The 24,523-nt window shown below is 60.0% G+C and carries 18 protein-coding genes; 6 read left to right on the plus strand and 12 right to left on the minus strand.

What is annotated here, in order from left to right; genetic code table 11:
- Position 1 precedes the first annotated feature (1 nt).
- The 6 genes from selB to fdnG form a co-directional block, all read right to left on the minus strand.
- Complete coding sequence (gene selB / locus ACA066_RS14035) at positions 2 to 1,909, minus strand: selenocysteine-specific translation elongation factor (protein ID WP_497699875.1); 1,908 nt, start codon at positions 1,907 to 1,909, stop codon at positions 2 to 4.
- Positions 1,906 to 3,327 (minus strand): L-seryl-tRNA(Sec) selenium transferase, encoded by a 1,422-nt coding sequence (gene selA / locus ACA066_RS14040; protein WP_497699709.1) that lies wholly within the window; start codon positions 3,325 to 3,327, stop codon positions 1,906 to 1,908. Before selA ends, selB begins: the two co-directional genes overlap by 4 nt.
- 562 nt (positions 3,328 to 3,889) lie before the next feature.
- Positions 3,890 to 4,816 carry a formate dehydrogenase accessory protein FdhE gene (fdhE, locus tag ACA066_RS14045; protein ID WP_497699710.1) on the minus strand — a complete coding sequence of 309 codons (927 nt, stop codon included), beginning with the start codon at positions 4,814 to 4,816 and terminating at the stop codon, positions 3,890 to 3,892.
- 5 nt (positions 4,817 to 4,821) lie between these two features.
- Positions 4,822 to 5,475, minus strand: coding sequence for a formate dehydrogenase subunit gamma (locus ACA066_RS14050; RefSeq protein WP_497699711.1), 654 nt, complete (start codon positions 5,473 to 5,475; stop codon positions 4,822 to 4,824).
- Complete coding sequence (gene fdxH, locus ACA066_RS14055; RefSeq protein WP_497699712.1) at positions 5,472 to 6,407, minus strand: formate dehydrogenase subunit beta; 936 nt, start codon at positions 6,405 to 6,407, stop codon at positions 5,472 to 5,474. The genes ACA066_RS14050 and fdxH overlap by 4 nt, the downstream gene beginning before the upstream one ends.
- Complete coding sequence (fdnG, locus tag ACA066_RS14060) at positions 6,408 to 9,473, minus strand: formate dehydrogenase-N subunit alpha (protein WP_497699713.1); 3,066 nt, start codon at positions 9,471 to 9,473, stop codon at positions 6,408 to 6,410.
- A 282-nt stretch (positions 9,474 to 9,755) separates the two neighbouring features.
- Here fdnG and ACA066_RS14065 point away from each other — a divergent pair, with 282 nt between their 5' ends.
- The 4 genes from ACA066_RS14065 to ACA066_RS14080 all read left to right on the plus strand — a co-directional run bounded on the left by ACA066_RS14065 (position 9,756) and on the right by ACA066_RS14080 (position 14,111).
- Positions 9,756 to 10,910, plus strand: coding sequence for a MalY/PatB family protein (locus ACA066_RS14065; protein WP_497699714.1), 1,155 nt, complete (start codon positions 9,756 to 9,758; stop codon positions 10,908 to 10,910).
- Between the two features lie 115 nt (positions 10,911 to 11,025).
- Positions 11,026 to 11,883 carry an SDR family oxidoreductase gene (locus tag ACA066_RS14070; protein ID WP_497699715.1) on the plus strand — a complete coding sequence of 286 codons (858 nt, stop codon included), beginning with the start codon at positions 11,026 to 11,028 and terminating at the stop codon, positions 11,881 to 11,883.
- 28 nt (positions 11,884 to 11,911) lie between these two features.
- Complete coding sequence (locus ACA066_RS14075) at positions 11,912 to 13,255, plus strand: cation:proton antiporter (RefSeq protein WP_497699716.1); 1,344 nt, start codon at positions 11,912 to 11,914, stop codon at positions 13,253 to 13,255.
- Between the two features lie 379 nt (positions 13,256 to 13,634).
- Complete coding sequence (locus ACA066_RS14080; RefSeq protein WP_497699717.1) at positions 13,635 to 14,111, plus strand: PA2171 family ribosome-binding persister protein; 477 nt, start codon at positions 13,635 to 13,637, stop codon at positions 14,109 to 14,111.
- A gap of 57 nt (positions 14,112 to 14,168) precedes the next feature.
- Here the strand turns inward: ACA066_RS14080 and ACA066_RS14085 are convergent, their stop codons facing one another.
- Positions 14,169 to 14,705 carry a hypothetical protein gene (locus ACA066_RS14085; protein WP_497699718.1) on the minus strand — a complete coding sequence of 179 codons (537 nt, stop codon included), beginning with the start codon at positions 14,703 to 14,705 and terminating at the stop codon, positions 14,169 to 14,171.
- An 83-nt stretch (positions 14,706 to 14,788) separates the two neighbouring features.
- Between ACA066_RS14085 and ACA066_RS14090 the strand changes: the two genes are divergently transcribed.
- Positions 14,789 to 15,034, plus strand: coding sequence for a hypothetical protein (locus tag ACA066_RS14090; RefSeq protein ID WP_497699719.1), 246 nt, complete (start codon positions 14,789 to 14,791; stop codon positions 15,032 to 15,034).
- 1 nt (position 15,035) lies between these two features.
- On the opposite strand, the gene ACA066_RS14095 is transcribed toward ACA066_RS14090, so the two are convergent.
- The 4 genes from ACA066_RS14095 to ACA066_RS14110 all read right to left on the minus strand — a co-directional run bounded on the left by ACA066_RS14095 (position 15,036) and on the right by ACA066_RS14110 (position 22,008).
- Positions 15,036 to 16,955 (minus strand): hybrid sensor histidine kinase/response regulator, encoded by a 1,920-nt coding sequence (locus ACA066_RS14095; RefSeq protein ID WP_497699720.1) that lies wholly within the window; start codon positions 16,953 to 16,955, stop codon positions 15,036 to 15,038.
- Between the two features lie 86 nt (positions 16,956 to 17,041).
- A complete protein-coding gene (locus ACA066_RS14100) occupies positions 17,042 to 17,950 on the minus strand; it encodes a zeta toxin family protein (protein WP_497699721.1) in 909 nt (302 codons plus the stop codon).
- A gap of 129 nt (positions 17,951 to 18,079) precedes the next feature.
- Positions 18,080 to 20,359, minus strand: coding sequence for an ATP-dependent DNA helicase (locus ACA066_RS14105; RefSeq protein ID WP_497699722.1), 2,280 nt, complete (start codon positions 20,357 to 20,359; stop codon positions 18,080 to 18,082).
- Positions 20,356 to 22,008, minus strand: a complete 1,653-nt coding sequence (locus ACA066_RS14110) for a VRR-NUC domain-containing protein (protein WP_497699723.1) — start codon at positions 22,006 to 22,008, stop codon at positions 20,356 to 20,358. The genes ACA066_RS14105 and ACA066_RS14110 overlap by 4 nt, the downstream gene beginning before the upstream one ends.
- Before the next feature lie 222 nt (positions 22,009 to 22,230).
- Here ACA066_RS14110 and ACA066_RS14115 point away from each other — a divergent pair, with 222 nt between their 5' ends.
- Positions 22,231 to 22,455 carry a YgdI/YgdR family lipoprotein gene (locus ACA066_RS14115; RefSeq protein ID WP_497699724.1) on the plus strand — a complete coding sequence of 75 codons (225 nt, stop codon included), beginning with the start codon at positions 22,231 to 22,233 and terminating at the stop codon, positions 22,453 to 22,455.
- A 136-nt stretch (positions 22,456 to 22,591) separates the two neighbouring features.
- Here ACA066_RS14115 and ACA066_RS14120 read toward each other — a convergent pair whose 3' ends face one another.
- Complete coding sequence (locus ACA066_RS14120) at positions 22,592 to 24,439, minus strand: polyurethane esterase (RefSeq protein ID WP_497699725.1); 1,848 nt, start codon at positions 24,437 to 24,439, stop codon at positions 22,592 to 22,594.
- Between the last annotated feature and the right edge of the window lie 84 nt (positions 24,440 to 24,523).

Raw genomic sequence — 24,523 nt, forward strand, 5'->3', positions numbered from 1 at the left:
CTCAGTGCTCTGTTGGCTGAGCCAGCGCGCTGTCCAGACGCACATGGCGCTTGTCGCCAAAGCGTCGGGTCAGGCCGATGCGGTCGAAGTATTCGAGAATCTGGATGCTGCGTTTGCGCCCCAGGCCCACTGCATCGCGAAACGCCGTGACTTGGATCACTTCGTTTTGCGCCGCCAGTTGCAAGAGCATAGCCGCCAGACGACGTAGCATCGCATCGGTGTAAAACAGGTCGCGGACCACTTGATGCACCAGGCCAAGGCGCGCCATCTTGCGCAGCAGCAGGCGCACCGCCACCTCATCGAAACCCAGATCTCGCACCCACGGCGGATCGAATCCGGCCTGTTCGAACAACGGTTGCAAGTGTTGCCACAGGGCTTCGTCCTCCTCGCTCAAACGTACCTGATGACCGGGCAAATGCAGCCACGGTCCGCTGGCGGTAATCACGTTGCTGGCCAGTAGTTCGTCGAGCAGGCTGATGAACGTGGCGCGATCCAGCGCCGTGCCGGTGAACCGGCGCAGGCGATCCCGGTCCGGGCCCATTTGGTCCGGTTCCAGTTGATGAAAACGCGCCAAATGCTCCAGCAACCGGGCTTTTTGCGTTTCCCAACGCAGCGTACTGAACAGCAGTTGTCCCTGGCGCGTGTCGATCAGGCGTACATCATCGGGCAGATCCCAGGTGCCGCGCGGACGGTTGAACTGGCGTTCCAGTCGCTGCGGATTGAGTCCGGTGTCGCTGTTGGCCAGCAATGCCGGCAAGACGGCTTCCAGATTTGTCGTCGTGGCCAATGCCTGCAACTGCGCCAGTCGCTCTGGGCTTCGGCGCTGTCGGGATGGCGCGAACGGGTCCAGCACCCGGCCACCGCCGAGGGTGCGTTGAGCGCTTTGATCGCGCAGGATCAAAGGGTCGCCGTTCACCGCTTGCACGGGTGCATTGAGCAGGAGCTGCGCGAACATTCGCTGACCCGGCGCCAGGCTGGATCCCTCCAGTAACGCCACTCGCCCCGTTACGTCCTGAGTCCCGAGGTGCACGTGCACCGGCTGGAAATGTCCGAACGCCCTGGCTTCACTGGCTAACAGGTGCATGTCGATGTCCAGCCGTTGCGTTGGCGCATACAGCCACTCGGCCAACAGCCAGTGCCCCCGATGAATCTGCTCCAGCGCCAGGCGTTCGGCGCTCAGATTCAACGCTACTCGCTGGCCTGCCGTTGCGCTGTCGGCGGCCTGATTCTGCGCATGCAGGCCGCGTACCCGCACCGGCTTGCCCTGCGGACCGAGCAATAGCGTGTCGCCGACCGCCACCTGCCCGGACAACGCCGTGCCGGTCACCACAATTCCCGCGCCGGCGACGCTGAACGCCCGATCAATCGCCAGACGAAACCCGCCGTGGGTACTGCGCTGGAGCACGTTTTTTTGCGCATCCAGCAAAGCCTGACGCAGCGTTTCGATGCCCTCGCCGGTCGTGTTCGACAGAGCAATCTGCGGCGCATCGGCAAAAGGACCGGGCGCCAGCAAGGTTACGATCTGTTCGCGCACGGCCTGCACCCTGGAAGGATCGACCCGGTCGCATTTGGTGATCGCAATCAATGCCCAAGGAATGCCCAGCAGTTCGACGATGGCCAGGTGTTCGCGGGTCTGGGGCATGACGCCGTCATCGGCGGCGACCACCAGCAGCACCAGATCAATGCCCTGCGCCCCGGCCAGCATGTTGTGGGTGAAGCGTTCATGACCGGGCACGTCGATAAAACCGGTCAGGGCCGCGCCGGGTTCGAGCGCGCAATACAGATAGCCGAGGTCGATGGTCATGCCCCGCTCACGCTCTTCCCGGCGACGGTCGCCCGCCTGGCCGGTCAAGGCCTGCAGCAAGGCGGTCTTGCCGTGGTCGATGTGCCCGGCGGTGCCGACGATCACCCGGGCACCTGCAGTTGATCGAGTTGCGCCAGCCACGCCGGCTCGTCGTCCAGTTGCCGCAGATCCAGCCAAAACGCGTCGTCATCAAGGCGACCGAGCACGGGAATATCCAGCTGTCTGAAGGCAGCCTCCAGATCAAGCAACCGCCGACCGCGCAGGCGCTTGCTGACATCCGGTCGCAGGCACAACGCCGCACTCGGCAGGCGCGCCTCCGGTTGGCTGCCGCTGCCGATCATGCCCAGCGCCGGCACTGCGCTGACGCTCCAGGCCTCGCCCAACATCTTGGCCAGCGATGGTTGCAGGCGCTCGGCCTGGGCGAAGATGTCTGCCTGTGGCCGGGTGAGCAGGCGCAGACTCGGTAGGCGTTCCGCCAGGCGATCCGGATCGCGGTACAGACCCAGCACGGCTTCGAGGGCGGCGAGGGTCAGTTTGTCGACGCGCAACGCCCTTTTCAGTGGGTTCTTCTTGATCTTCGCGATCAGGTCTTTACGGCCGACAATCAGCCCGGCCTGTGGCCCGCCGAGCAGTTTGTCGCCGCTGAAGGTGACGATGTCCGCACCGTCGAGCAATGCCTGGCGCACCGTCGGTTCGGCGGGCAAGCCCCAGCGAGTCAGGTCCAGCAGGCTGCCACTGCCGAGGTCTTCGAGCAGCGGCAAGCCATGCTTGTGCGCCAGCTCTGCCAGTTCAGCGGTCGGCACGCTCGTGGTGAAGCCCTGAATGCTGTAGTTGCTGGCGTGCACGCGCATGACCAGACCACTGCGCGGGCCGATGGCGGCTTCGTAATCCCTGGCGTAGGTGCGATTGGTGGTGCCGACTTCGTGCAGCTTCACCCCGGCCCGCGCCATGATGTCGGGAATGCGGAACGCACCGCCGATTTCGATCAGTTCGCCACGGGAAATGATCCCTTCCTTGCGCGCGCCCAGGCTGTTGAGCGTCAGCAGCACGGCGGCCGCGTTGTTGTTGACCACGGTCACGGCTTCGGCGCCAGTCAGTTCGCGGATCAGGCCTTCGATCAGGTCGTCGCGGTCGCCGCGCTTGCCGCTGTGCAGGTCGAATTCCAGGTTGAGCGGATAACGGGCGGCCATCTGCACCGCGTCAATCGCTTCCTGCGGCAATAATGCGCGACCGAGGTTGGTGTGCAGCACGGTGCCGGTGAGGTTGAACACGCGACGGACATGGCTGCGTTGCTGTTGGGCAAGGCGCTCGACAGCCCTGCCCGCGAGGGTTTCGGGGGTGATTTCTATCGCGTCGAGTTGTCCTGAAATGACCGGCTCGCGCAGGTCATCCAGCAGTTGTCGCAAACAGGCCAGCAGCGCTTCGCGCCCATAGCGTTCGGCCAGTGGCTGACATGCCGGATGGCGCAGCAAACGGTCGATGGAAGGTAGCCGCAAGGCCGGGCAGGCGGATCTGGAGGGCATCAGGGGCTCCCGTAAACGGCTGACCGCCTGAGTGTAGTCGCTGAGCCTCTTCGCGAGCGGGCTCGCTCCCACAATGAATCTGCGTACGGCTGGCGCTCGTGCGATGGCGGCCTGACAGCCGACCTTTTCTTGCGAATGTCCCCGGAATCCCTGTGGGAGCGAGCCTGCTCGCGATGGACGTCCAGACACCGCGTTCATCCAGACCGCACGCGTTATCGTTAACGTACATCGCTAGCAGGCTAGCTCCCACAGGGGGAATGCATACATCCGAAGAGCCAGGCCGGCCGGTAAGGCCGCCTCGCGGTGCTGTGGCGGTACTCGCCCCCTCGAGAGGCCGTGTGGAGGTTCTGCGCAGTGGGCAACCCGGCGTGGATGGCCGATGGCGGCGGGCCCACGGAGCAGGACCGGAGCGCGGGCATGCCGAGCCTAAGCGAGGCACCGAACGAAAGGGGCAAAAGCGCTTGGTTAGTTGGCGCTTTTCCAAGTAACCCGCTAATGAAATGGCTACCCCCGCTACCCCCGCTGCCCCCAGCGTCCCCCAGCGTCCCCCAGCAAAACAAATTCAGTCCCCCCCAGGCGCAAACAAAAGATTCGGCGCCAGCCGTTGATACCCTTCCTGCTCCAGGCGCATGTCCAGCATCAGGCTAGTCAGGTCACCCGACAGCGCTTCGGCGTCAGCATCGTTCTCCAGGTACAACAATTTCAGGTAACTGCGACAACCGGGACAGACTTCAGCGAGCAACGGCGCATGATTGGCCGCATGGCGGTCATCATCGAGGCTGACATATTCAAGCCCCTTGCTCTGCTCGCAATACACGCATTTGACCCGCACCACATGCCATTCGCAGGCACACAGCGAACACACCAGATAACGCAAGCCGTTGTGTTTGCCGCGATGCCGGATCACCCCGGCCATCGCCGGCGAACCGCACGCCGGACACTGGCTGAGACTGTCGCCGGGCTTCAAGACCAGATCAGGCGTGTTCAGCAACCAATGGCTCCAGACGGCCTGCAATGCAGCGCCCAGAAAAGGCACCAACGCCGCGGGCAGCAACGCAAACTGGCCACTGACCAAGGCAATTGCCCAGGCTTTAAGTTGGCCGACGCTGGCATTGCGCAAACGGGTTATCGCGTTTTCGACTTCCAGTTGCGACGGTGGCCGATAACGCTGCAACAGCGCATCGAGCCAAGGCAGCCAATCGTCCTCGCGCACCAGACTGTCGGCAGCGAACGGCGGCAAGCCATGTTGCTGGCAAACCCGCAGACGTTCGGGGTCCGGCAACGCAACGACGGGAGGAGCATCCATCAACTGCTGCTGAACCCGGCACAGCCCAGCCACCAAAAGCAGGTAATCGGCCAAAGGATGCCCCTCAGCCAACCGTTCCAGTCGCTGCGCGCGCAACGCGAACAGGTTGTTCGGCGGCAGGTGCAGAAACGGCGGAGAACTCGCCGCCGCTTCAATTTCGCCAGGCTCAAGAATCGTCGCCAAGGTGCTTATCCTTTTTTACTGACCGGCCGTTCGGGGTGTTCGTCGCGCGTCACTTCCCGGTACCAGAGCTCATGGTGTTTCCTTGCCCAGGCGCGGCTGACCCAGCCATGCACCATGGCGCTGACCGAGCCCTTGATCCAGATGCCGGCGTAGATGTGCACGATGATGCTCAACACCAGGACGAAACCGGCCAGCGCATGCAGCAGCATCGCCCAGCGAATCGCTGTAATGCCAAAGTAAACGCTGAAATACGCGCGCCAGATCACCAGCCCGCTGAACAACAACACCAGCATGCACAGCAGCAACGTCCAGAACAGCAGCTTCTGCCCCGGGTTGTACTTGCCGATCGGCGGCACGCCCTCCTCCTCGTTCTGGATCACCCGCCCGACACGGCGCAGCCACAAGCGGTCATTGCTGATAAAGAAATTCGCCCGGAAGAATTGAATCACCAGCCCCAGGAACAGCACGAACATCACCACGCCCATGAACGGATGCAGGATGCGCGTCCACGGCCCGCCGCCGAACAGGTTGCTGAGCCAGAACAGCGCCGGATGAAACAGCGCCAGCCCCGACAGCGCCGCCATGAAAAAGAAGATCGCCACCAGCCAGTGGTTGGTGCGCTGGTTCGAGGTGTAGCGCAGGATCTGTCTGCGGATCATGGTCTGTCCTCCCCGCGCGGATCGAAGGTGTGCACCGCCGGATCGACTTCGTGCACCGCAAGGTCTTTGAGGATCGGAAGTTCATCTTCCTCAACCACCTGCGGGCCAATGCGCACGTAGTGGAAGAACCCGGCCAGCACCGCCAGTCCCATGGCCAGCAAACCCAAGGGTTTGCTCACGCCTTTCCACAACTCCACCAGCGGACTGATCGTCGGGCTGTTCGGTAAACCGGCGTACAGCACCGGTGTATCCGCGTGATGCAACACGTACATGACGTGCGTACCGCCCACGCCTTCGGGGTCGTACAGACCGGCGTTGGCGAAACCGCGGCTCTTGAGGTCGACGATGCGTTCGGCGGCGTGTTCCTTCATGTCGTCCTTGGTGCCGAACACAATCGCCCCGGTCGGACAGGTTTTCACGCAGGCTGGCTCCAGGCCCACCGCGACCCGGTCCGAGCACAACGTGCACTTGTAGGCTTTGTGATCCTTTTGCGAGATCCGCGGGATGTTGAACGGGCAGCCGGTGATGCAATAACCGCAGCCGATGCAATGGTCCTGATCGAAATCGACGATACCGTTGGCATGCTTGATGATCGCCCCCGGACTCGGGCACGCCGCCAGGCAGCCCGGCTCGGCGCAATGCATGCAGCCGTCCTTGCGGATCAGCCATTCGAGGTTGCCGGCGTCGGTTTCGTGCTCGGTGAAGCGCATCAGGGTCCAGGTTTCCGCGCTCAGGTCCTGGGGATTGTCGTAGGTGCCGAGGTTGTGACCGACGTCGTCGCGCAGTTCGTTCCATTCCGAACAGGCGACCTGGCAGGCTTTGCAGCCGATGCACTTGGTGGTGTCGATCAGCTTGGCCACTTCCTCCTGATTGCGCACTGACGGCGAAACCGTCGTGGTGGCCGAGCGGGCAATGATGTCTTGGCTGGCCATTTAGACTTTCTCCACGTTGACCAGGAATGACTTGGATTCCGGGGTCTGGGTGTTGCCATCGCCGAGGAACGGCACCAGGGTGTTGGTCAGGTAACCGTGACGCGTGAGCCCGGTAAATCCCCAGTGCAACGGGATGCCGATCTGGTGCACCACCTGATTGTTGACCTGCAACGGACGTATCCGCTTGGTCACCACCGCCACCGCTTCGATATGCCCGCGCTTGCTGCTGACCCGCACGCGGTCGCCAGCGACGATGCCTTTTTCCTTGGCCAGCACCTCGCCGATCTCGACGAATTGCTCGGGCTGGGAAATCGCATTGAGCTTGCAGTGCTTGCTCCAGAAGTGGAAATGTTCGGTCAGGCGGTAGCTGGTAGCGGCGTACGGATAATCCTTGGCCACGCCGAGGGAATCCCACACCGAATCGAAGATCCGCGCCGCCGGGTTGCTGGTAGCTTTCTTGTTTTCCGGGTGCAGCGGGTTGATGCCAATGGGTGTTTCGAACGGCTCGTAGTGTTCCGGGAACGGGCCTTCGTTCATCTTGTCCACGGCAAAGAATCGCGCCACGCCTTCGGGGTTCATGATGAACGGATTCATCCCGGCTTCCGGTGGCGAGTCGGCCTTGAAGTCCGGCACGTCGGTGCCGCCCCAGACTTTGCCGTTCCACCACACGAGGCGTTTTTTCTCGTCCCACGGTTTGCCTTGTGGGTCGCACGAGGCGCGGTTGTAGAGAATCCGCCGGTTCGCCGGCCAGGCCCAGGCCCAGCCCTGATGCTGTTTCATGCCGTACGGATCGCTGTTGTCGCGACGGGCCATCTGGTTACCGGTCTCTGTCCAGCTTCCGCAGAAAATCCAGCAGCCTGACGCGGTGCTGCCGTCGTCCTTGAGTTGGCCGAAGCCGGCCAGTTGCGCATTGCCCTTGATCGCCGCCCCTGTGGCATCGGTGAAGTCGGTCGTGGCGTAACCGTTGATTTCCCTGGCAAGCTCTTCCGGCGTCGGTTCGTCGGCAATCTTGTAGGGCCACGACAGTTTGAGGATCGGGTCGGGATAAGCGCCGCCATTGGCTTGATAGCGTTGACGCAGGCGCAGGAACAGCTCGCTCATGATCTGCACGTCGGTGCGCGCTTCGCCGGGACCGTCGGCGCCTTTCCAGTGCCATTGCAGCCAGCGGCTGCTGTTAACCAGTGAGCCGTCTTCCTCGGCGAAACAGGTGGTGGGCAGGCGAATCACTTCGGTCTGGATGCCGGCGGTTTCCACGTCGTTGTACGGCCCGACGTTGCGCCAGAACTCCGAGGTTTCGGTGGACAGCGGGTCCATCACCACCAGCCATTTCAACCTGGCCAGCGCCGCCATCACCCGGTTTTTGTCGGGCAACGCGGCAATCGGGTTGAAGCCCTGGCACATGTAGCCGTTGACCTTGCCCTGCCCCATCAGGTCGAACACTTTGAGGATGTCGTAGTTGGGGATGTCGAGTTTCGGCAAATAGTCATACGCCCAATTGTTCTCGGTCGTGGCGTTGCCGGCGTACCAGGCTTTCATCAGGCTGACGTGGAATTTGCTGTAGTTCTGCCAGTAGGACAGCTGCCCCGGCCGCAATGGTTTTTGCGTGCGTTTGATGATGTAGGCGTTGTAGTCCTGCTCCGCGTCCTGCGGCAACGTCAGATAGCCCGGCAGCGCATTGGACAGCAGCCCCAGGTCCGTCAGCCCCTGGATATTGGAGTGCCCGCGCAAGGCATTGACGCCCCCGCCCGGCATGCCGACGTTGCCCAGCAGCAACTGCACCATGGCGGCGCTGCGGATAATCTGCGAACCGATCGAGTGCTGCGTCCAGCCCAGGGCATAGAGAATCGTCATGGTCTTGCCCGGTTGCGAGCAGGTAGCGATCTCTTCCCAGATCTTTTGCATGGCCTCCACGGGCATGCCGCAAATCTGACTGGCCAGCTCGATGTTGTAGCGGCTGTAATGCTGCTTCATCAATTGATAGACGCAGTGTGGGTCTTGCAGGCTCGGGTCGACCTTGACGAAGCCGTCTTCGCCGAGTTCATAACCCCAGCCGGACTTGTCGGTATACGCACGCTTGGCCACGTCGTAGCCGCTGAAGATTCCGTCCTCGAAGCCATACCCGGCTTTGACGATGAACGACACGTCGGTGTAGTTGCGCACGTATTCGTGCTGGATCTTGTCCTCGGTCAGCAGGTAATTGATCAGCCCGCCCATGAAGGCAATGTCGGTGCCGGTGCGGATTGGCGCGTAATAGTCGGCCACGGAAGCGGTGCGGGTGAATCGCGGGTCAACCACGATCAGCCTCGCGGCGTTGTGCGCCTTGGCTTCGGTCACCCATTTGAAACCGCACGGGTGCGCTTCTGCAGCGTTGCCGCCCATCACCAGGATCAGATTCGCGTTGGCGATATCGGTCCAGGTATTGGTCATGGCACCACGGCCGTACGTCGGGGCAAGACTTGCCACCGTCGGGCCGTGTCAGACACGCGCCTGGTTATCGAACCCCAGCATGCCGAGACTGCGAATGACCTTGTGGGTGATGTAACCCGCCTCGTTGGACGCCGCCGAGGCCGCAAGGAAACCGGTGGTCAGCCAGCGGTTCACCGTTTGGCCCTGGTCATTCTTCTCGATGAAGTTGGCGTCGCGGTCGGCCTTCATCAGGTCGGCGATGCGATCCAGCGCGTCATCCCAGGACACCCGCGTCCATTCGCTGCTACCCGGCTTGCGCACCTGCGGGTATTGCAGGCGGCCGGGGCTGTGAATGAAGTCCAGCAGGCCCGCGCCTTTCGGGCACAACGTGCCGCGATTGACCGGGTGGTCGGCATCGCCTTCGATGTGGATGATGTTTTGCGCGACATTCTTGGCCGCATCGCCCTGGCTGTACATGATCAAGCCGCAACCGACCGAGCAATACGGGCAGGTGTTGCGGGTTTCATGGGTGTGGGCAAGCTTGAAGTGGCGCACCTGCTCGGCGAAGGCCGGCGCCGGGGCCATCCCCAGCGCGCCCAGGCTCGAGCCTGCAAGGCCGATACCGGCGACCTTGAAGAACTGACGACGGTTGAGGTCCATCGTGCACTCCTGATCAGGTGTAGACCCGGTACTTTTGCCGGGTTTTTCTGGACGATCACGGTGGCGGCAGCGTGGCTACCGACACTTCAAACTCTAGACAAAGCTGTTGCGGACTGTGTGAAAACCGACCGCCGGACAAGCCCTCTGCCCATAACCTGCACGCGAATGCGGTGGGGCACTTCAATGCTGAATGTGACGGCCCCTTCGCGAGCAGGCTCGCTCCCACAAGGGCTTGGCGCTTATCATGTCTGCCGAATTAATCCCGGCCTTTATGAGATGAGCATGACTTTCGATTTTGATCAGGTGTTCGACCGCCACAACACCGGCAGTACCAAGTGGAGCCGCTACCCGGCCGAGGTTCTGCCGATGTGGGTCGCCGACATGGACTTCGCCGCGCCGCCGGTGATCATCCAGGCCCTGCAAAAACGTCTGGAACACCCGTTGCTCGGCTACAGCGTGGCTCAGGATGACTTGCGCCACGCCATCGTCACCGATCTGTGGAACAAGTACGCCTGGCGCGTCGAGCCGCAGGAACTGATTTTCCTGCCGGGCGTGGAATCGGGTTTCAACATGGCCCTGAACGCACTGGTGCAACCGCAACAGAACGTCGTGGTCCAGGTTCCCAACTACCCGCCGCTGCGGCATGCTCCCGGCCATTGGGGCCTGAACAAGGTTGAATTGAGTTTCGACACACTGGCTGACGGCACCTACGCCACGCCACTCGACGCCTTGCGCCAGTCGCTGGCCGGTGGCGGCGCGTTGCTGCTGAGCAATCCGCACAACCCGCTGGGCAAGGCGTTCCCGAGGGAAGAACTGCAAGCAGTGGCCGATATCTGCCGGGAACAGGACGCCTGGATCATCTCCGACGAGATCCACGCCGAACTGTGCTTCGACGGGCGCAAACACATTCCCACCGCGTCGTTGAGCCCGGAAATAGCCCGGCGCACCATAACGCTGATGTCGGCGAGCAAGGCCTACAACATCGCCGGCCTGAAGACCTCGTTCATGATCATTCAGGACCGGGCTTTGCGTGAGCGGGTCAACCACGCCCGTTGCGGCATGGTCGACAGTGTCAACCCGCTGGGCATGGAAGCGACACGCGTGGCTTATACCGAAGCCGGGCCGTGGCTGACCGAGCTGGTGGGTTACCTGCAAGGCAACCGCGATTACCTGGTCGATGCGGTTCGCACCCGGCTGCCGGGCGTCACCATGAACGTACCGCAAAGCACCTACCTGGCGTGGCTCGATTGCTCGGCGCTGGGTCTGGAGAATCCGCAGCAGTTCTTCCTTGAACAGGCGAAGGTCGGGCTCAGCCCAGGCCTGGATTTTGGCGATGACTGCAAACAGTTCGTCCGCCTGAATTTCGGCTGTCCGCGTGCGTTGCTGGAGGAAGGCATCGCGCGGATGGAACGCAGCCTGATCAACCGCAACCGCTGACATGCTCCCACAAGGGATCTGCGTTGGTCACACGACCGAGAAATCCAACCGAACTCAAGACAAAAGAGCGGGGTCCACCCCTTGACTCTTCTGCCTTGAGAACGGAGATTTCCCGATGACTGACTATCCAAAACCACCCTTCAAGAAACAGGGCCAGCCCGTCCCCGGCTCCCAGAAGAAAATGGACCCGTACCCGGATTGTGGCGAGCAGAGCTACAAAGGCTCCGGCCGTCTGGACGGCAAGATCGCCCTGATCACCGGCGCCGACAGCGGTATCGGCCGCGCAGTCGCGATCGCCTTCGCCCGTGAAGGCGCGGACGTCGCCGTTGCCTACCTCAATGAACATGAGGACGCGCAGGAAACCGCGCGCTGGGTCGAACAGGCCGGGCGTCAATGCGTGTTGCTGCCCGGCGACATCGCGCAGAAAGCGCAATGCCAGGCGCTGGTCGACAAGACCGTCGAGCGCTTTGGCCGCATCGACATTCTGGTCAACAACGCCGCGTTCCAGATGACCCACGAAAATTTCGAGGACATCCCGGACGAAGAATGGGTGATGACTTTCGACGTCAACATTACCGCCATTTTCCGGATCTGCCAGGCGGCGCTGAAACACATGAAGCCCGGCAGTTCGATCATCAACACCAGCTCGGTCAATTCGGACATGCCCAAGCCGACCCTCCTCCCCTACGCCACGACCAAAGGCGCGATTGCCAACTTCACCGCAGGCCTGGCACAGATGCTGGGGCCGAAAAACATCCGGGTGAACTGCGTGGCGCCGGGGCCCATCTGGACGCCGCTGATCGTCTCGACCATGCCGGATGAGGAAGTGCAGAATTTTGGCGGGCAAACACCGCTGGGACGACCTGGACAACCGGTCGAAGTGGCGCCGATTTATGTGCTGCTGGCGTCGGATGAGGCCAGCTACATCACCGGTCAACGCTACGGAATTACCGGCGGCAAGCCTATGCTTTGAATGAGCATCCTTTTGGCGAGTACAGCGCATGAGCTTCATTCTCTGGGTGGCGGTATTGGGTGCGGTGCTGCTGACTCTGGCGTTGACGTCGTCGTACCTGCGCTGGATGCCGGTGACGACATCAGCGGTGTGCCTGATGCTGGGGGTCGTCATCGGGCCGTCAGCGCTCGGTCTGTTGAAGCTGGACATGAACGACGCCTCGACCTGGATGGAGCACCTGACGGAAGTCGCGGTGCTCTTTTCGCTGTTTGTGTGTGGTCTGAAGTTGCGCTCGCCCTTCAAGGACAAAAACTGGCGCATCGCCGCCGGCCTGGCCGGACCGGTGATGGTGTTGACCATTGCCGGTGTCAGCCTGCTGTTGCACTACGGTTTCGAACTGTCCTGGGGCGCCGCCGTGTTGATTGGATCGATACTGGCACCCACCGACCCGGTACTCGCCGCGCTGGTGCAAGTCAACGACGCCCGGGATGACGATAGCGTGCGGTTCGGCCTCTCCGGTGAAGCGGGGCTCAACGACGGGATTGCCTTTCCGTTCGTGATCCTCGGGTTGCTGCTGTTGCAACACGACGGCAACCCCGGCTGGCTGGGCGACTGGGCGTTGCGCAGTCTGCTCTGGGCCGTCCCCGCCGGTCTGCTCACGGGTTATGCGATGGGGCGCGGCATTGGTCGCCTTACGTTGGCGCTGCGGATCCAAAATGACGACAGCACCCTTTCACCCAACGACTACCTGGCCCTCGCGTTGATCGCCCTGGCGTACGTCGGTGCCGAAGCAATTCATGGCTACGGCTTTTTGTCCGTGTTCGCAGCGGGCCTGGGCCTGCGCCATGAAGAGGTCAAATCCACCGGCGACGACGAACTGCCGGCCGAGCTTCAGGTACAGCCGGTGGTCGGCCATCAGAACGTCGAACCGCACCAGGCCGTGCATGGCGATACCGAAGGTCTTGAAGACACGCAAGTCGCCGCCGGCATCATGATGGGCGACATGCTCGCGTTCGGCAGCCTGGTCGAACGTGCCATGGAAGTGTTTCTGGTGACGTTGCTCGGTGTCGTGCTGATTGCGCACTGGGACTGGCGAGCGCTGTTGGTCGGCGGCGTGTTGTTTTGCCTGATTCGACCGCTGAGCGTAGTCGCCCTGCCCTGGCGTGGCTTGCTGGACGGTCGTCAGCGTCTGTTGATCGGCTGGTTCGGCATTCGCGGCATCGGCAGTCTGTATTACCTTTTCTATGCCCTGAACCATGGGCTTGCACCTTCAATCGCAGCGCTTTGCACCGACCTGACGTTGTCGGTGGTGGCGCTGAGCATCCTCATTCATGGCATCAGTACGCAACCGATGCTGGCTTGGTATGAACAGCAAAAAAAGCAAAAGACTTGATTTGATGCCGAAATAACTTTGGGAGCGAGCCTGCTCGGGAATGCGGTGTGTCAGTCGACATTTCTGTTTCTGAAACACCGCATTCGCAAGCAAGCTCGCTCCCACAATGGGTCGAGTCTAGAGCGCCGGTATCCTCGCTGGTCAATAAAGGCATCGGTATTTGGGCGCTGCGAAAATGAAACCGCGAACTGCATGAGTCAAAATCCGGACTCATGCAGGCTGCATGACCGCAGTTCGCCATTGCCGAGTTCAACCTGTTGATTTTCAAGGCAGTTGCTTCAGTAGCCAATCCGGCACGACAAATGCTCCAGGACTATCAGCGACCTTCGGCCTTGAGACCGTTCGCGCTCATCCCCGTGACTATTCGAGAGACTCGACCATGAACGCCATTGATCTGTTGCAAGCCGACCATGAACGCGTAAAGGGCATCCTGACCCAACTGAGCGAATCCACCGAACGTGGCGTTAAAAAACGCACCGAGCTGCTGGCCAAGCTTGAAATGGAGATCACCATCCATACCCGACTCGAAGAGGAAGTCCTGTACCCGGCGTATAAGAAAGCGGGCGGCAAAGAACAGGACGTCATGTATTACGAAGCCAAGGAAGAACACCGCACCGTCGATTCTCTGGTGCTGCCAGACTTGAAAGTCACCGACCCGTCCTCTGTCGAATTCGCCGGACGCGTGAAAGTGGTCAAGGAATTGCTGGAGCACCACATCGAAGAGGAAGAAACGGAAATGTTTCCTCAGGCCAAAAAGCTGCTGGGCAAAGCCACCCTCGAAGATTTGGGTGCGCAAATGGAAAGCCTTAAGGCCCAGTACAAGAAAGAAATGAGTGCGGCCAATCTGGCGGCCTGATCAAGTGGCAGGCAATAAAACGGCCCGGCGTTTGCCGGGCCTTTTTATTTTTGCGTCTCACGCGCCCGGATTGGTCACCTGGATATAAAACGCGTAACTGCCCAGCAACACCCAGAACGTGGCGAAAATCCAGGGTGTACGCAACGAGAACAACAGCGACTTGCGATAGCCCTTGTGGGACGATTCCATCTTACTGAACAGCGGCGACTCGTCGTAAGCGAGTCCCATCAAGGGTTCGCTGCGCAGCAATTCACTCTGTTTGAAGTGCCAGTGATCGATGATGTCGTACGCCGCGCGTATGCCCGGCCAGGCGTTGAGGGAACTGAGCAGCCCCAACAGCGCCAGAAACGGCGGCACCACCAGGGTGAAGAGTTTGCCCCACTCGGGATTCAAGTTGGACATGCACGACGCGAAAGCAATCACCAGAAACGATTGCGCCGCCAAGTAGGCGTCAGTGCGATTGGCCAGAATGCTGGTTTCGTACTGGATTTCCCGGCGGTAGAAATCCAGGCGCTCCTTGGGCGAGCCGAACATCTTGGCGTTGTGTTCGGTCAGGGCTTCTTCGGAATAGGCTTCAGTCAGTATTCTTGGCAAGGGAGTCACGCACAGGATGGAAAACGTTTAGAAGAAACGTCTACTGACAAGTTCAGCTGAATTAATACTGCAAGGGGCCTGCAATGGACGATTTTGATTGGGTGCAATGGCCAGCGATGCTGGTGACGGTGCTGGCGGCGTGGCTGATCGGTTCACGAACCCCCAGGCACCGGGTCTGGGGGTTCATCTGTTTTATCCTCAGTAACATTTTATGGGTGATCTGGGGTTACCAGTCCCAGGCCTACGCGTTGATCGTGTTGCAGTTTTGCCTGTGTGCCATGAACCTGCGCGGGTTCAAAAAGAACGCAGGCTCCGCGACCGAACAATGAGTTATTTCATCGTCGAGGCAATGATCTCCACCAGATTGAGTTGAGTAAAAGGTTTGGACAGGCGCGGGAGTTTTGTCGCAAAGCCTTCCAGTCGATCGGCATAACCCGTGGCGAGGATGATCGGCAGGTCCGGTTTGATGTTTCGGATCGCCTGCGCCAGTTGCGCGCCATCCATTTGCGGCATGGCCATGTCGGTAATGACCAGATCGATGGCCTGCTCGCTGTCGAACACTTTCAGCGCTTGAACCCCGGACATCGCACTGATCACCCGATGGCCCAAATCTTCGAGCAACAGGCAGGTACTGGTCAGCACCAGGCTGTCATCGTCCACCACTAGCACGCACAGGCGCGGCACCGGTGGCGCGGCCTCCTCCTGGGCAGGCTTGTCAGCTAATCCGTTTGTAGCGACGGGTATCCACAGTTCAGCCGTGGTTCCCTTGTCCTTTTGGCTTTTCAGAATGAATCGCCCGCCCAACTGTTCGATGAAACCATGAACCATCGACAATCCCAGCCCCGTGCCTTTGCCCACCCCCTTGGTGGTGAAGAACGGGTCCATCGCCGAGGCTAGAGTGGCGTCATCCATGCCCTCCCCCGAATCACTGACGCTCAGGCAGACATAACGGCCTGACTTTGGCGAGAGCGAGGAATGATCCCCGGCTTCTTCAGACTTGGCGCTGATCAGGATTTTCCCGCCGTGGGGCATTGCATCGCGGGCGTTGGTCACCAGGTTCAGGACCGCCAGTTCGAGTTGGTTGACGTCGGCCAGCACAGGTTCGAGCGCTTGCAAAAAACGGGTTTCGAGCACCACGGCAGGCCCGAGGGAACTGCGCAACAGACCGGTAATGCCCTCTACCAACTTCGGTATTTCGACAGGCTCGGTCTTCAATTCCTGGCGCCTGGCAAAGGCCAGCATGCGTTGGGTCAGCGAAACACCGCGCAAGGCGCCCTGAGCGGCGTTGTCCAGCAACCGGGTGATTTTCGGATCCTCCCCCACGCGCTTGCGGACGATTTCCAGATTGCCAAGGATCACAGTCAGCAGGTTATTGAAGTCATGGGCGATGCCTCCGCTGAGTTGCCCGATGGCCTGCATCTTTTGCGCCTGAAAGAGCGCCTCGCGGGTTTGTTCGAGGGCCTGCTGGGCGTGGGTCGCTTCGGTGATATCCCGGGTGATCTTGGCGAAACCGAGCAATGTGCCGGTGTCGCCCCAAATCGGGTCGACCACGACATGCGCCAGGAACCGTGTGCCGTCCTTGCGCAGTCGCCAGCCCTTGTTTTCGAACCGCCCCTCACGAACCGCAGTGTCCAGCGTGCGTTTCGGTTCGCCGGCTTCGCGATCTTCCGGGGTGTAGAACATCGAAAAATGCTGGCCGATCACTTCTTCGGGCAGGTAACCCTTGATGCGCTGGGCTCCAGGGTTCCAGTTGGTCAGCCGTCCATCAGCGTCGAGCATGTAGATGGCGTAGTCCGTGACGCTTTGCACCAATAGCCGGAACTGCTGCTCGCTTTGCTTGAGAACTTCTTCGGCCATCTTGCGGTCGGTCAGGTCCCGGGTGATCTTGGCAAAACCCAACAATGTGCCCGTGGCATCGAAAATCGGATCGATTACCACGTGGCACCAGAAATGCGTGCCGTCCTTGCGAACCCGCCAGCCTTCCCCTTCGAAACGCCCCTCGCGGATCGCCGTATCCAGCGCCCGCTGGGGCAATCCTTTGAGACGATCCTCTTCGGTGTAGAAACGCGAGAAGTGCTGACCGAGAATTTCGGCTTCCTCATACCCTTTAAAGCGCTTGGCGCCGGCATTCCAGCTGGTGATGATGCCGTCGGGATCAATCATGTAGATCGCATAGTCAATCACCGCATCGATCAACAGGCGAAAACGCCCGTCCTCGATGGTGCTGGCTTTGATTCGATCTTCGCTCATTGAGCCCTCATGTCATGATTGTTTTGCTGGAGTATGGGACAAACCGAAAATTTGGAAAACTGAAAAGCGGCACTGGACGCAAAGTGTTATCGGTACACGTATTTGACGATGTAGCCATACAGGTCGTTGTAGACAAAGTCAGGGACATCCTTGGCATGCCCCTGTGTCTTGTGCAGTGCAACGTGACATTCCTTTACGACCTGGTCGCGTTCGCGAATCGCGAAGACTTGATTGTCAATGATGTTGGAGTAGTCGCTCAGTGCAAACTCCTTTTTGGTTGTCGTGGTGGTGACTGCACCCCCGGCAGCCTTTGAGTAGGTGCTTTGAGCCACTAGGACTCGTTCATGCAGCGCGCCGAATCCGCGCTCGTACAAGCAGGTTTGCCCACCGCTTATCGCCTTCGCAGCCGTATCAAAAGCAAGAATAATCGCTTGCGCGTAGCCCATGCTGGTCTCCAGCTTCGATGCCGGGAGGAACCTTTCCATTTCTTTGTTTTCCAGACTCTTCAGTGCTCTTTTGATGCTCGACACATGAGCGAACTCTTGAGCGCAACCCACAATGTGGTTCTCGAATTGATAACCTTTGGCCGTTGCCCCCAGTGGAAAAGTCGCGAAACCGATGCTGTCGAACGCGCATTCCATGATGATGTTGTATTTGGCGGTGTATGCGTTCTCAAAGATCTTCTCGCTGACTTCCCGAACAAATGCTTCCGTATGCTCGTAGGCATGCAGAACACCAAGCTTGATCATCTCCTCATATTGAGGGTGTTTTTCCCGGTATTCGGGAAGGTACAAACGAACATAGTTGTCGTAGCGTTTTGACGGTATGAGGGTCTTTTCGAGCAAATACGTCTTGCCCGAACCCTGTAGCCCGGCAACCATCAGTATTTTTGGCGTGTCCTCGGCAGTGATGCCCTTGAACAGCGTCGCTATTATTTCATCGAATGCCTCCGTGACTTGGTCAGAGGTGTACATGTATTTCGGTGCTTCTGACATACCTTGATTTCCTTATCAAAGACGGGCTTGAAAGTGATGACTTGCCCTATCAATAAAGCGTGCACTCACCGTTTGTTCAAACGGCCGTAGCTTTCAAGATATGTCGATGTTTTTTTAAGGTAAAAATTCCTACTCGACAGAGAGCGAAATCGACGGAGCAACCGACCACCAACGCGGCAGGAGTTGCTTGACCTTGCTGTCGCCAAACCGGTCATCGATCAACATCACCACCCCTTGATCCTGTTGGGTGCGGATCACCCGCCCCGCCGCCTGAACCACTTTCTGCACGCCGGGAAACAGGTAGGTGTAGTCATAACCGGCTCCGAAAATCGCTGCCATCCGATGTTTCAACTGTTCATTGACCGGGTTGAGTTGCGCCAGTCCGAGGGTGGCGATAAATGCGCCGATCAACCGGGCACCGGGTAAGTCGATGCCTTCGCCAAACGCGCCACCCAACACCGCGAAACCGATGCCCTGACTGTGCGCGGTGAACTGATCGAGAAAGTCCTGACGCTGCCCTTCCCCCATGCCTCGGGATTGCGACCAGAGATTGATGTGTGGATGTGTCTCGGCCAGCAACTGTGCGACTTGCTGCAAGTAATCGAAGCTGCTGAAAAACGCCAGGTAGTTGCCGGGGCGTTGGCTGAACTGCCTGGCGATCAGCTCGACGATCGGCGCCAGGGAAGACTGTCGATGGACAAACCGCGTGGAAATCTGGCTGACGATATGGACCTTCAACTGGTCAGCGTGAAATGGTGACTCGACGTCGATCCAGACCGTGTTCGCCGGCGTTCCGAGTAAATCGGCGTAGTAATGACGAGGGCTCAACGTCGCGGAAAACAGCACGGTACTGCGTGCCGCCGTCAGTCGCGGGCGGATGAAACCGGCGGGCACCACGTTGCGCAGGCACAGTTGCGACAGGTTGCGCTTGCGGTCGAGATCGCGCTTGCTGATGTCGAACAGGAACTGTTCATCGAAGAGCTCAGCGACGCGACAGAACTGAAGCATGTCGAAGTAGAAATTCTGTAAGGCGCTGTCGAGGGCCTGAGGATGATCGTTGAGGTAGTCGCCGATGCTCGCGCTGCAAGACGACAATGCCTGGAGCAGTTTCTCCGGTGGTTTATCGTAGGCCTGGTACGGCGCGAGTTGCAGGTTATGCAAGGCGTTCCACTCGCGATTGACCCGCTGCAGGGCTTTCTTCAGCGGCTCGGGAGCGGTTTTGCGCACACCGTTGAGCGTCGACTGGTCAAGGCTGGCGCTGTACATCTGCCGCCCGCGCTCCACCAGATTGTGGGCTTCATCCACCAGTACCGCGACTTTCCAGTTGTTGGCCTGGGCCAGCCCGAACAGCAACGCGCTGAAATCGAAATAGTAGTTGTAGTCAGCGACCACCACGTCGGCCCAACGGGCCATTTCCTGGCTCAGGTAGTAAGGACAGACATCGTGCTTCAGGGCCACCTCGCGCAAGGCGCTCTGATTCAACAGTGATAGCTCGCTGGCGGCCTGGCGCGCGGCCGGCAACCGATCATAGAAACCCTGGGCCAGCGGGCAGGATTCGCCATGGCAGGCCTTGTCCGGATGCTCGCAGGCCTTGTCCCTGGCGATCATTTCCAGGACCCGCAACGGTGGCGCAGCGGCGCTGTCGAGAATGACCTGAACCGCATCGAGCGCCAGTTTGCGCCCGGGGGTTTTCGCCGTGAGGAAAAACACCTTGTCCAGTTGCTGCGGCGCCAGGGCCTTGAGCATCGGAAACAGCGTCCCGACGGTCTTGCCGATACCGGTCGGCGCCTGGGCCATCAGGCAACGGCCAGTGCTGACGGCCTTGAACACGGACTCGGCCAGATGCCGTTGCCCCGGACGAAAATCGGCATGGGGAAACGCCAGTTGCTGCGCCGCAGCGTTGCGTGCTTCGCGATGGGCCATTTCCTGTTCGGCCCAGCGCAGGAACAGTTGGCAATGATGCTCGAAGAACACCTTCAGTTCCTGAGCGCTGAACGCTTCGACCAGACAGGTTTCCTTTTCGCTGACGATGTCGAAGTACACCAGCGCCAGGTTGATCTGCGCCAGGTCCAGTTTCTGGCACATCAACCAGCCGTAGACCTTGGCCTGCGCCCAGTGCAGCTGGCGATGGTTGGCTGGTTGCTTGCTCAGGTCGCCGCGGTAGGTTTTGACTTCTTCCAGGCAGTTTTGCACCGGGTCGTAGCCGTCCGCCCTGCCCTTGACCCTTAACGTTTGATACAGGCCTTCAAGCGCGACTTCACTCTGATAACCGTCGCTGCGCCGGGACGCCACCGTCCGGTGGCCGACGATGCCTTCCAGCGCAGTCGGCGATGGCGTGAAGCGCAGGTCGAGGTCGCCGACCTTGGCGGTGAACTCACACAACGCCCGCACTGGGATGCTGTAGCTCAAGCGCTCTGCTCCGCCCATTGCACGTAGCAGACGGCAATGGGCATCTGGTGTTCATGGCAGAACTCGAGCCAGCGCAACTGGTTGTCTTGCAGGCGATCGCCAGGGCCTTTGACTTCGATCATGCGATAGGCCTTGTGCTGCGGCCAGAACTGGATCAGGTCCGGCATCCCGGCGCGGTTGGCCTTGATGTCCAGCAGCAAACGGTTGAACCAGTGTTTGAGGTGCTCGGCAGGCAGGCAATCAAGCGCCTGATCGAGCAATTCTTCGTTTAACGCGCCCCAGAACACGAACGGCGATTGCACGCCCCACTTGGCGGCATAGCGTTCCCGGATCGTCTGCCGGTAACGCCCGTCATCGAGCTCGGCGAGGCAGGACTGGAACAGATCCGCCCGCCGTGCATGGAAATCTTCATTGAGCAGATCCACCGGCCCACGCTGGAACGGATGAAAAAACGCCCCCGGCAAGGGCGCGAAGATCGCTGGCCAGCACAGCAACCCGAACAGCGAGTTGATCAGGCTGTTTTCGACGTAATGCACCGGTGCCGAATCCTCCGCCAGATGCGCCTGTACGTAAAACTCCACCGATAGCGTGGGATCGATTCTGGGCAGTTGCAGGTCCAGCCGCAGCATTTCCCTTGGGGACGAACGTTTTGTTGGCGGCCCGCCGAGCTTGCGCCGCAATCTGGGCAATACACGCAGCAGCTGCTGTTGTTCGGCAGCGCTTTCCGGCGATTGGCCGGCAACAGTGGCCAGGTCCATGGCCAGTTGATACTCGCCGCAGCGCTCCAGCACACGAATCAACCGCGCCCTCGCACCGGGCCAGGCACAGTTGCGGTAAATGCTCAGCGCATTGGCGAACTCCGCCATGCGCTCGCAGTGCTGACCGATCTGGAACAACAGCTTGCCGCGCCGTTTCTGCAACCAGGGATTACTCAGGGTCAGCCCGTTGATCTGCCCGACAATGTGCGCCACCGCCTCCCCGGCCTCAAGCTGCTGCAGGCATTCGTGAAGAAACAGACAGGCATCCACATCCTCGCGACTGCGCAAGCCTCGGGATTCGGCGCATAACTCGACTTTTTCGTAGGTAAAGATGCCGAGGTCGGCCAGCACGAACTCCGACCAGTCCTGATAAAGATTGCCGAAGAACATCAGGCGCAGACGATCACACAGGCCCATGATGGTCAGGCTGAACAACCGGTCCGCCAATGGCGCGCACCATTGGCTAAAGCTGAGCGCTTCGGGAAACTGCTCGCTCAGGGCCGGGAGCCACTCGGTCTTTTTGCCTTTGGGCTGATCAATGGCGGTGCCGAAGCACTGCACGATTTCCGCCTTTAGCAACACGTCGAATAGCGTTTCGAGCGGCAGCGGCGTCTGCTCATCGATCCAGCCCAGTTCCAGTAATGGCTTGGCAGCGCTGGCGATGTCGCCAATCTCGAGGTAATGCAGTTTGCTCGCCCGGAAGTGAATCCCCTTGCGCATCACCATCCGCACCAGCAACGCCCTCGACTCGCGGGGCAACCGGTTGAATTCACGGATGAAGGTTTGCTCCTCGATCGTCAGCACGTCCGCGTAGCGGTGCTCAAGCCAATCAAGCACTTGCGTGAAGTTATTCAAGTAATAGAACGGGTCGTCGAGCGGATTCTGGGTCACGGAAAAACAGGGCCATGGGGAACGAGTACTGGTTATGCGTACAGATACCAGCAACGCCCTGTCCGGTGCAAACGGAAAAGGATAAGCGGCGGCGCGATCGGGAATATTTCGGCTGCCAGTCGAACTTTCCCGCGATCCATCGTACCAACCGCGTTAGAGGTACAGTGACGATTGAAGGATTCGAAGCAGTCGCGCTGTTTTTTTGAAGGATGAGAGGTGGTTATGAATATCAAGACTCTGGGTTTGCCCCTGGCAATGGCGGCCCTGCTGGCCCTCGCTGGTTGCTCGACGCCAACGGTAGTGACACTGCAGAACGGCACCCAGTATTTGACCAAGGACATGCCGAAAGCCAATAACAAGGAAGGTTTTTACGAATTTGAAGATATTTCCGGAGCGAAGGTGAAGGTCAAGGTTGATGAGGTGGCCACGGTTCGCAAGGAAGACTGAAGACCGCGTTATCGTTCATCGCTGGCAAGCCTTGCTCCTACAGGGATCATCGTCGAGCACAAATTATGCGTTCACCGTGAAACCTGTAGGAGCAAGGCTTGCCCGCGAAGAGGCCCTTACAGGCGCCACATCACTTTCAGGCAATAACAATGCCGCCCAAGCTATCCAGCCCAACCCCGACCAGCGTCACTGAATCATTGCCAAACGTCAGCACCGTGTCCTGCCCCACAACCGTAGCATGGGACCGAAAGTCATCGTTCGGCCCCACCCCCTGAACCCCGAGAAACACCAGCTTGTCATTTGCCTGATAGCCCACCACCCGGTCATGGCCAAACGCGCCACTGAACAGGAACATGTCGATCCCGCCGCCCGACTCCATCAGGTCATTCCCCGCTCCGCCGACAAACACGTCATTGCCTTGGCCACCGATGAGATGGTCGTTGCCCTCCAGGCCAAACAACCAATCACCGCTCGCGTGAGCTTTCAGCGTATCGGCGCCCGCTCCGCCCTTCAGCGTCGAGGCGTATTGAGTCAGGTTGTTTCCTACCGCCAAACCGTTGGCCGTAACGCTGTGGCTCACGTCATCCTTTAACAGCCCCCAGAGAAACCCCGGCTCCTTGGTGACAATGCTGCCAATGTCGCGGGTGATGCTGATGCCGCCCTGCGCATCGCGGACGTACAGGTTGCCGGCGCCGTCGTTGGCGAAATCGAAGTTTTTCACCGACTGCTGCAAGTCCAGCACGTTGCTGCCCTTGCCGCCCAGCACGATGTTGTAGCCACCGCCGTCGCGGAAGGTGTCATTGCCATCGCGGCCTTCCAGGTAGTCGTTACCCTTGCCGCCCTGGATCAGGTCGTTGCCGTCACTGCCGATGATGAAGGTGCTGCCCTTGTGGGGGTCGGCGTTGCGATTGAGGTCCTGGACCCAGGTCTTGCTGCGCGTCGGGTCGGACAGGTTCGCAACAATGACGGTCGAGTCCTTGCTGGTCAGGTCATAGAACTTCGACTCGAGCACCCGGGACATGCCATCGCCATAACCCGTCGGCAGGTGGGAAATCCAGGTCGGGATATTAAGGATGGAAAACGGCAACACATTCCACGCCGTCGAGGCGTAATGGTCGTTGAAGCTGACGATGTTGTTGGTCGCCGAGTCCTGATGGGCATCGTGCACGCCCACCGACGACAGATTGAAGGATGAGCCATCGAGCGCACGGAACACCGGATCGTTCTCATAACCGACGTTGAGCACTTTATCGGTGCTGCTTTGGGTGGGCGACGCATAGGCAATGTAGTTGGAGTCCTTGTAAAACCCCGCCCACTTATCGTTGCTCAGGTCCGCCAGGCTGTTGACCGCCAGGCCGCCGAGGCTGTGACCGCTGACCAGCACGTCCTTGCCCGACAAGCCATTGGCCCGGGCAAATGCCGCGACATCGCCCAACAAGTCGCCAAACGCTTCACCCACGTAGTTCTTCGCGTAATCCTTCGGCCCCAATGCGGCGAGCAGATCGTTGATCCCGTCAGCGATCGAATCGCTGATCAGGCTTTCCCGTGGCCCACTGGTGCCGCGAAAAGCGACGCCGATTTCGCTGAGATGGCCCTGGGCGTCATATTTACCGAGGATTTCCACCTGGGCGCTGGTGTACCCGGCGTTCTCACCGAAGTAGGTTCCGCGGGCATCGACCTTGCCGTCATAGCCCAGTTGAGTCGCAGTAATGGGCGTCCAGCCAGCCTTCTGAACTGCCTCCAGCGCGGCTTTTTCCGAATCCGGGTTCCACGGCACGCCGGGGATGACGCCCTGGGAGTCGGTGCCGCCAATCAGCGCAGTCACCAGCGTCGCCGGCAAGCCAAGGCCAAAGCCGTTGTGCTGGTAACCGGTGGCAAAGCCGTTATCGAGGTTGTGATAGGAATACAGCGTGATCGCCATGGCGTCGGTGAACAACGCCTTTGAATCTGCCGTGCCGAAGTTCTTGTAGTCGTACACACCCATGGTAAAGCCTCTCTTTTGTTGGAATGCTGTTCACCAAAGCGCGCTCTTGGGTCGTGCATACCTTTGTGGCGAGCGAGCTTGCTC

It is taken from the genome of Pseudomonas sp. LBUM1651, from assembly GCF_059716135.1.

Coding starts and splice junctions, on each gene's coding strand:
- ACA066_RS14090 (WP_497699719.1), top strand. CDS start 14,789: ATGGACGATTTTGATTGGGTGCAATGGCCAGCGATGCTGGTGACGGTG.
- ACA066_RS14120 (WP_497699725.1), bottom strand. CDS start 24,439: ATGGGTGTGTACGACTACAAGAACTTCGGCACGGCAGATTCAAAGGCG.
- ACA066_RS14095 (WP_497699720.1), bottom strand. CDS start 16,955: ATGAGCGAAGATCGAATCAAAGCCAGCACCATCGAGGACGGGCGTTTT.
- ACA066_RS14050 (WP_497699711.1), bottom strand. CDS start 5,475: ATGATCCGCAGACAGATCCTGCGCTACACCTCGAACCAGCGCACCAAC.
- ACA066_RS14115 (WP_497699724.1), top strand. CDS start 22,231: ATGAATATCAAGACTCTGGGTTTGCCCCTGGCAATGGCGGCCCTGCTG.
- ACA066_RS14100 (WP_497699721.1), bottom strand. CDS start 17,950: ATGTCAGAAGCACCGAAATACATGTACACCTCTGACCAAGTCACGGAG.
- ACA066_RS14075 (WP_497699716.1), top strand. CDS start 11,912: ATGAGCTTCATTCTCTGGGTGGCGGTATTGGGTGCGGTGCTGCTGACT.
- ACA066_RS14080 (WP_497699717.1), top strand. CDS start 13,635: ATGAACGCCATTGATCTGTTGCAAGCCGACCATGAACGCGTAAAGGGC.
- fdxH (WP_497699712.1), bottom strand. CDS start 6,407: ATGGCCAGCCAAGACATCATTGCCCGCTCGGCCACCACGACGGTTTCG.
- selA (WP_497699709.1), bottom strand. CDS start 3,327: ATGCCCTCCAGATCCGCCTGCCCGGCCTTGCGGCTACCTTCCATCGAC.
- ACA066_RS14065 (WP_497699714.1), top strand. CDS start 9,756: ATGACTTTCGATTTTGATCAGGTGTTCGACCGCCACAACACCGGCAGT.
- ACA066_RS14070 (WP_497699715.1), top strand. CDS start 11,026: ATGACTGACTATCCAAAACCACCCTTCAAGAAACAGGGCCAGCCCGTC.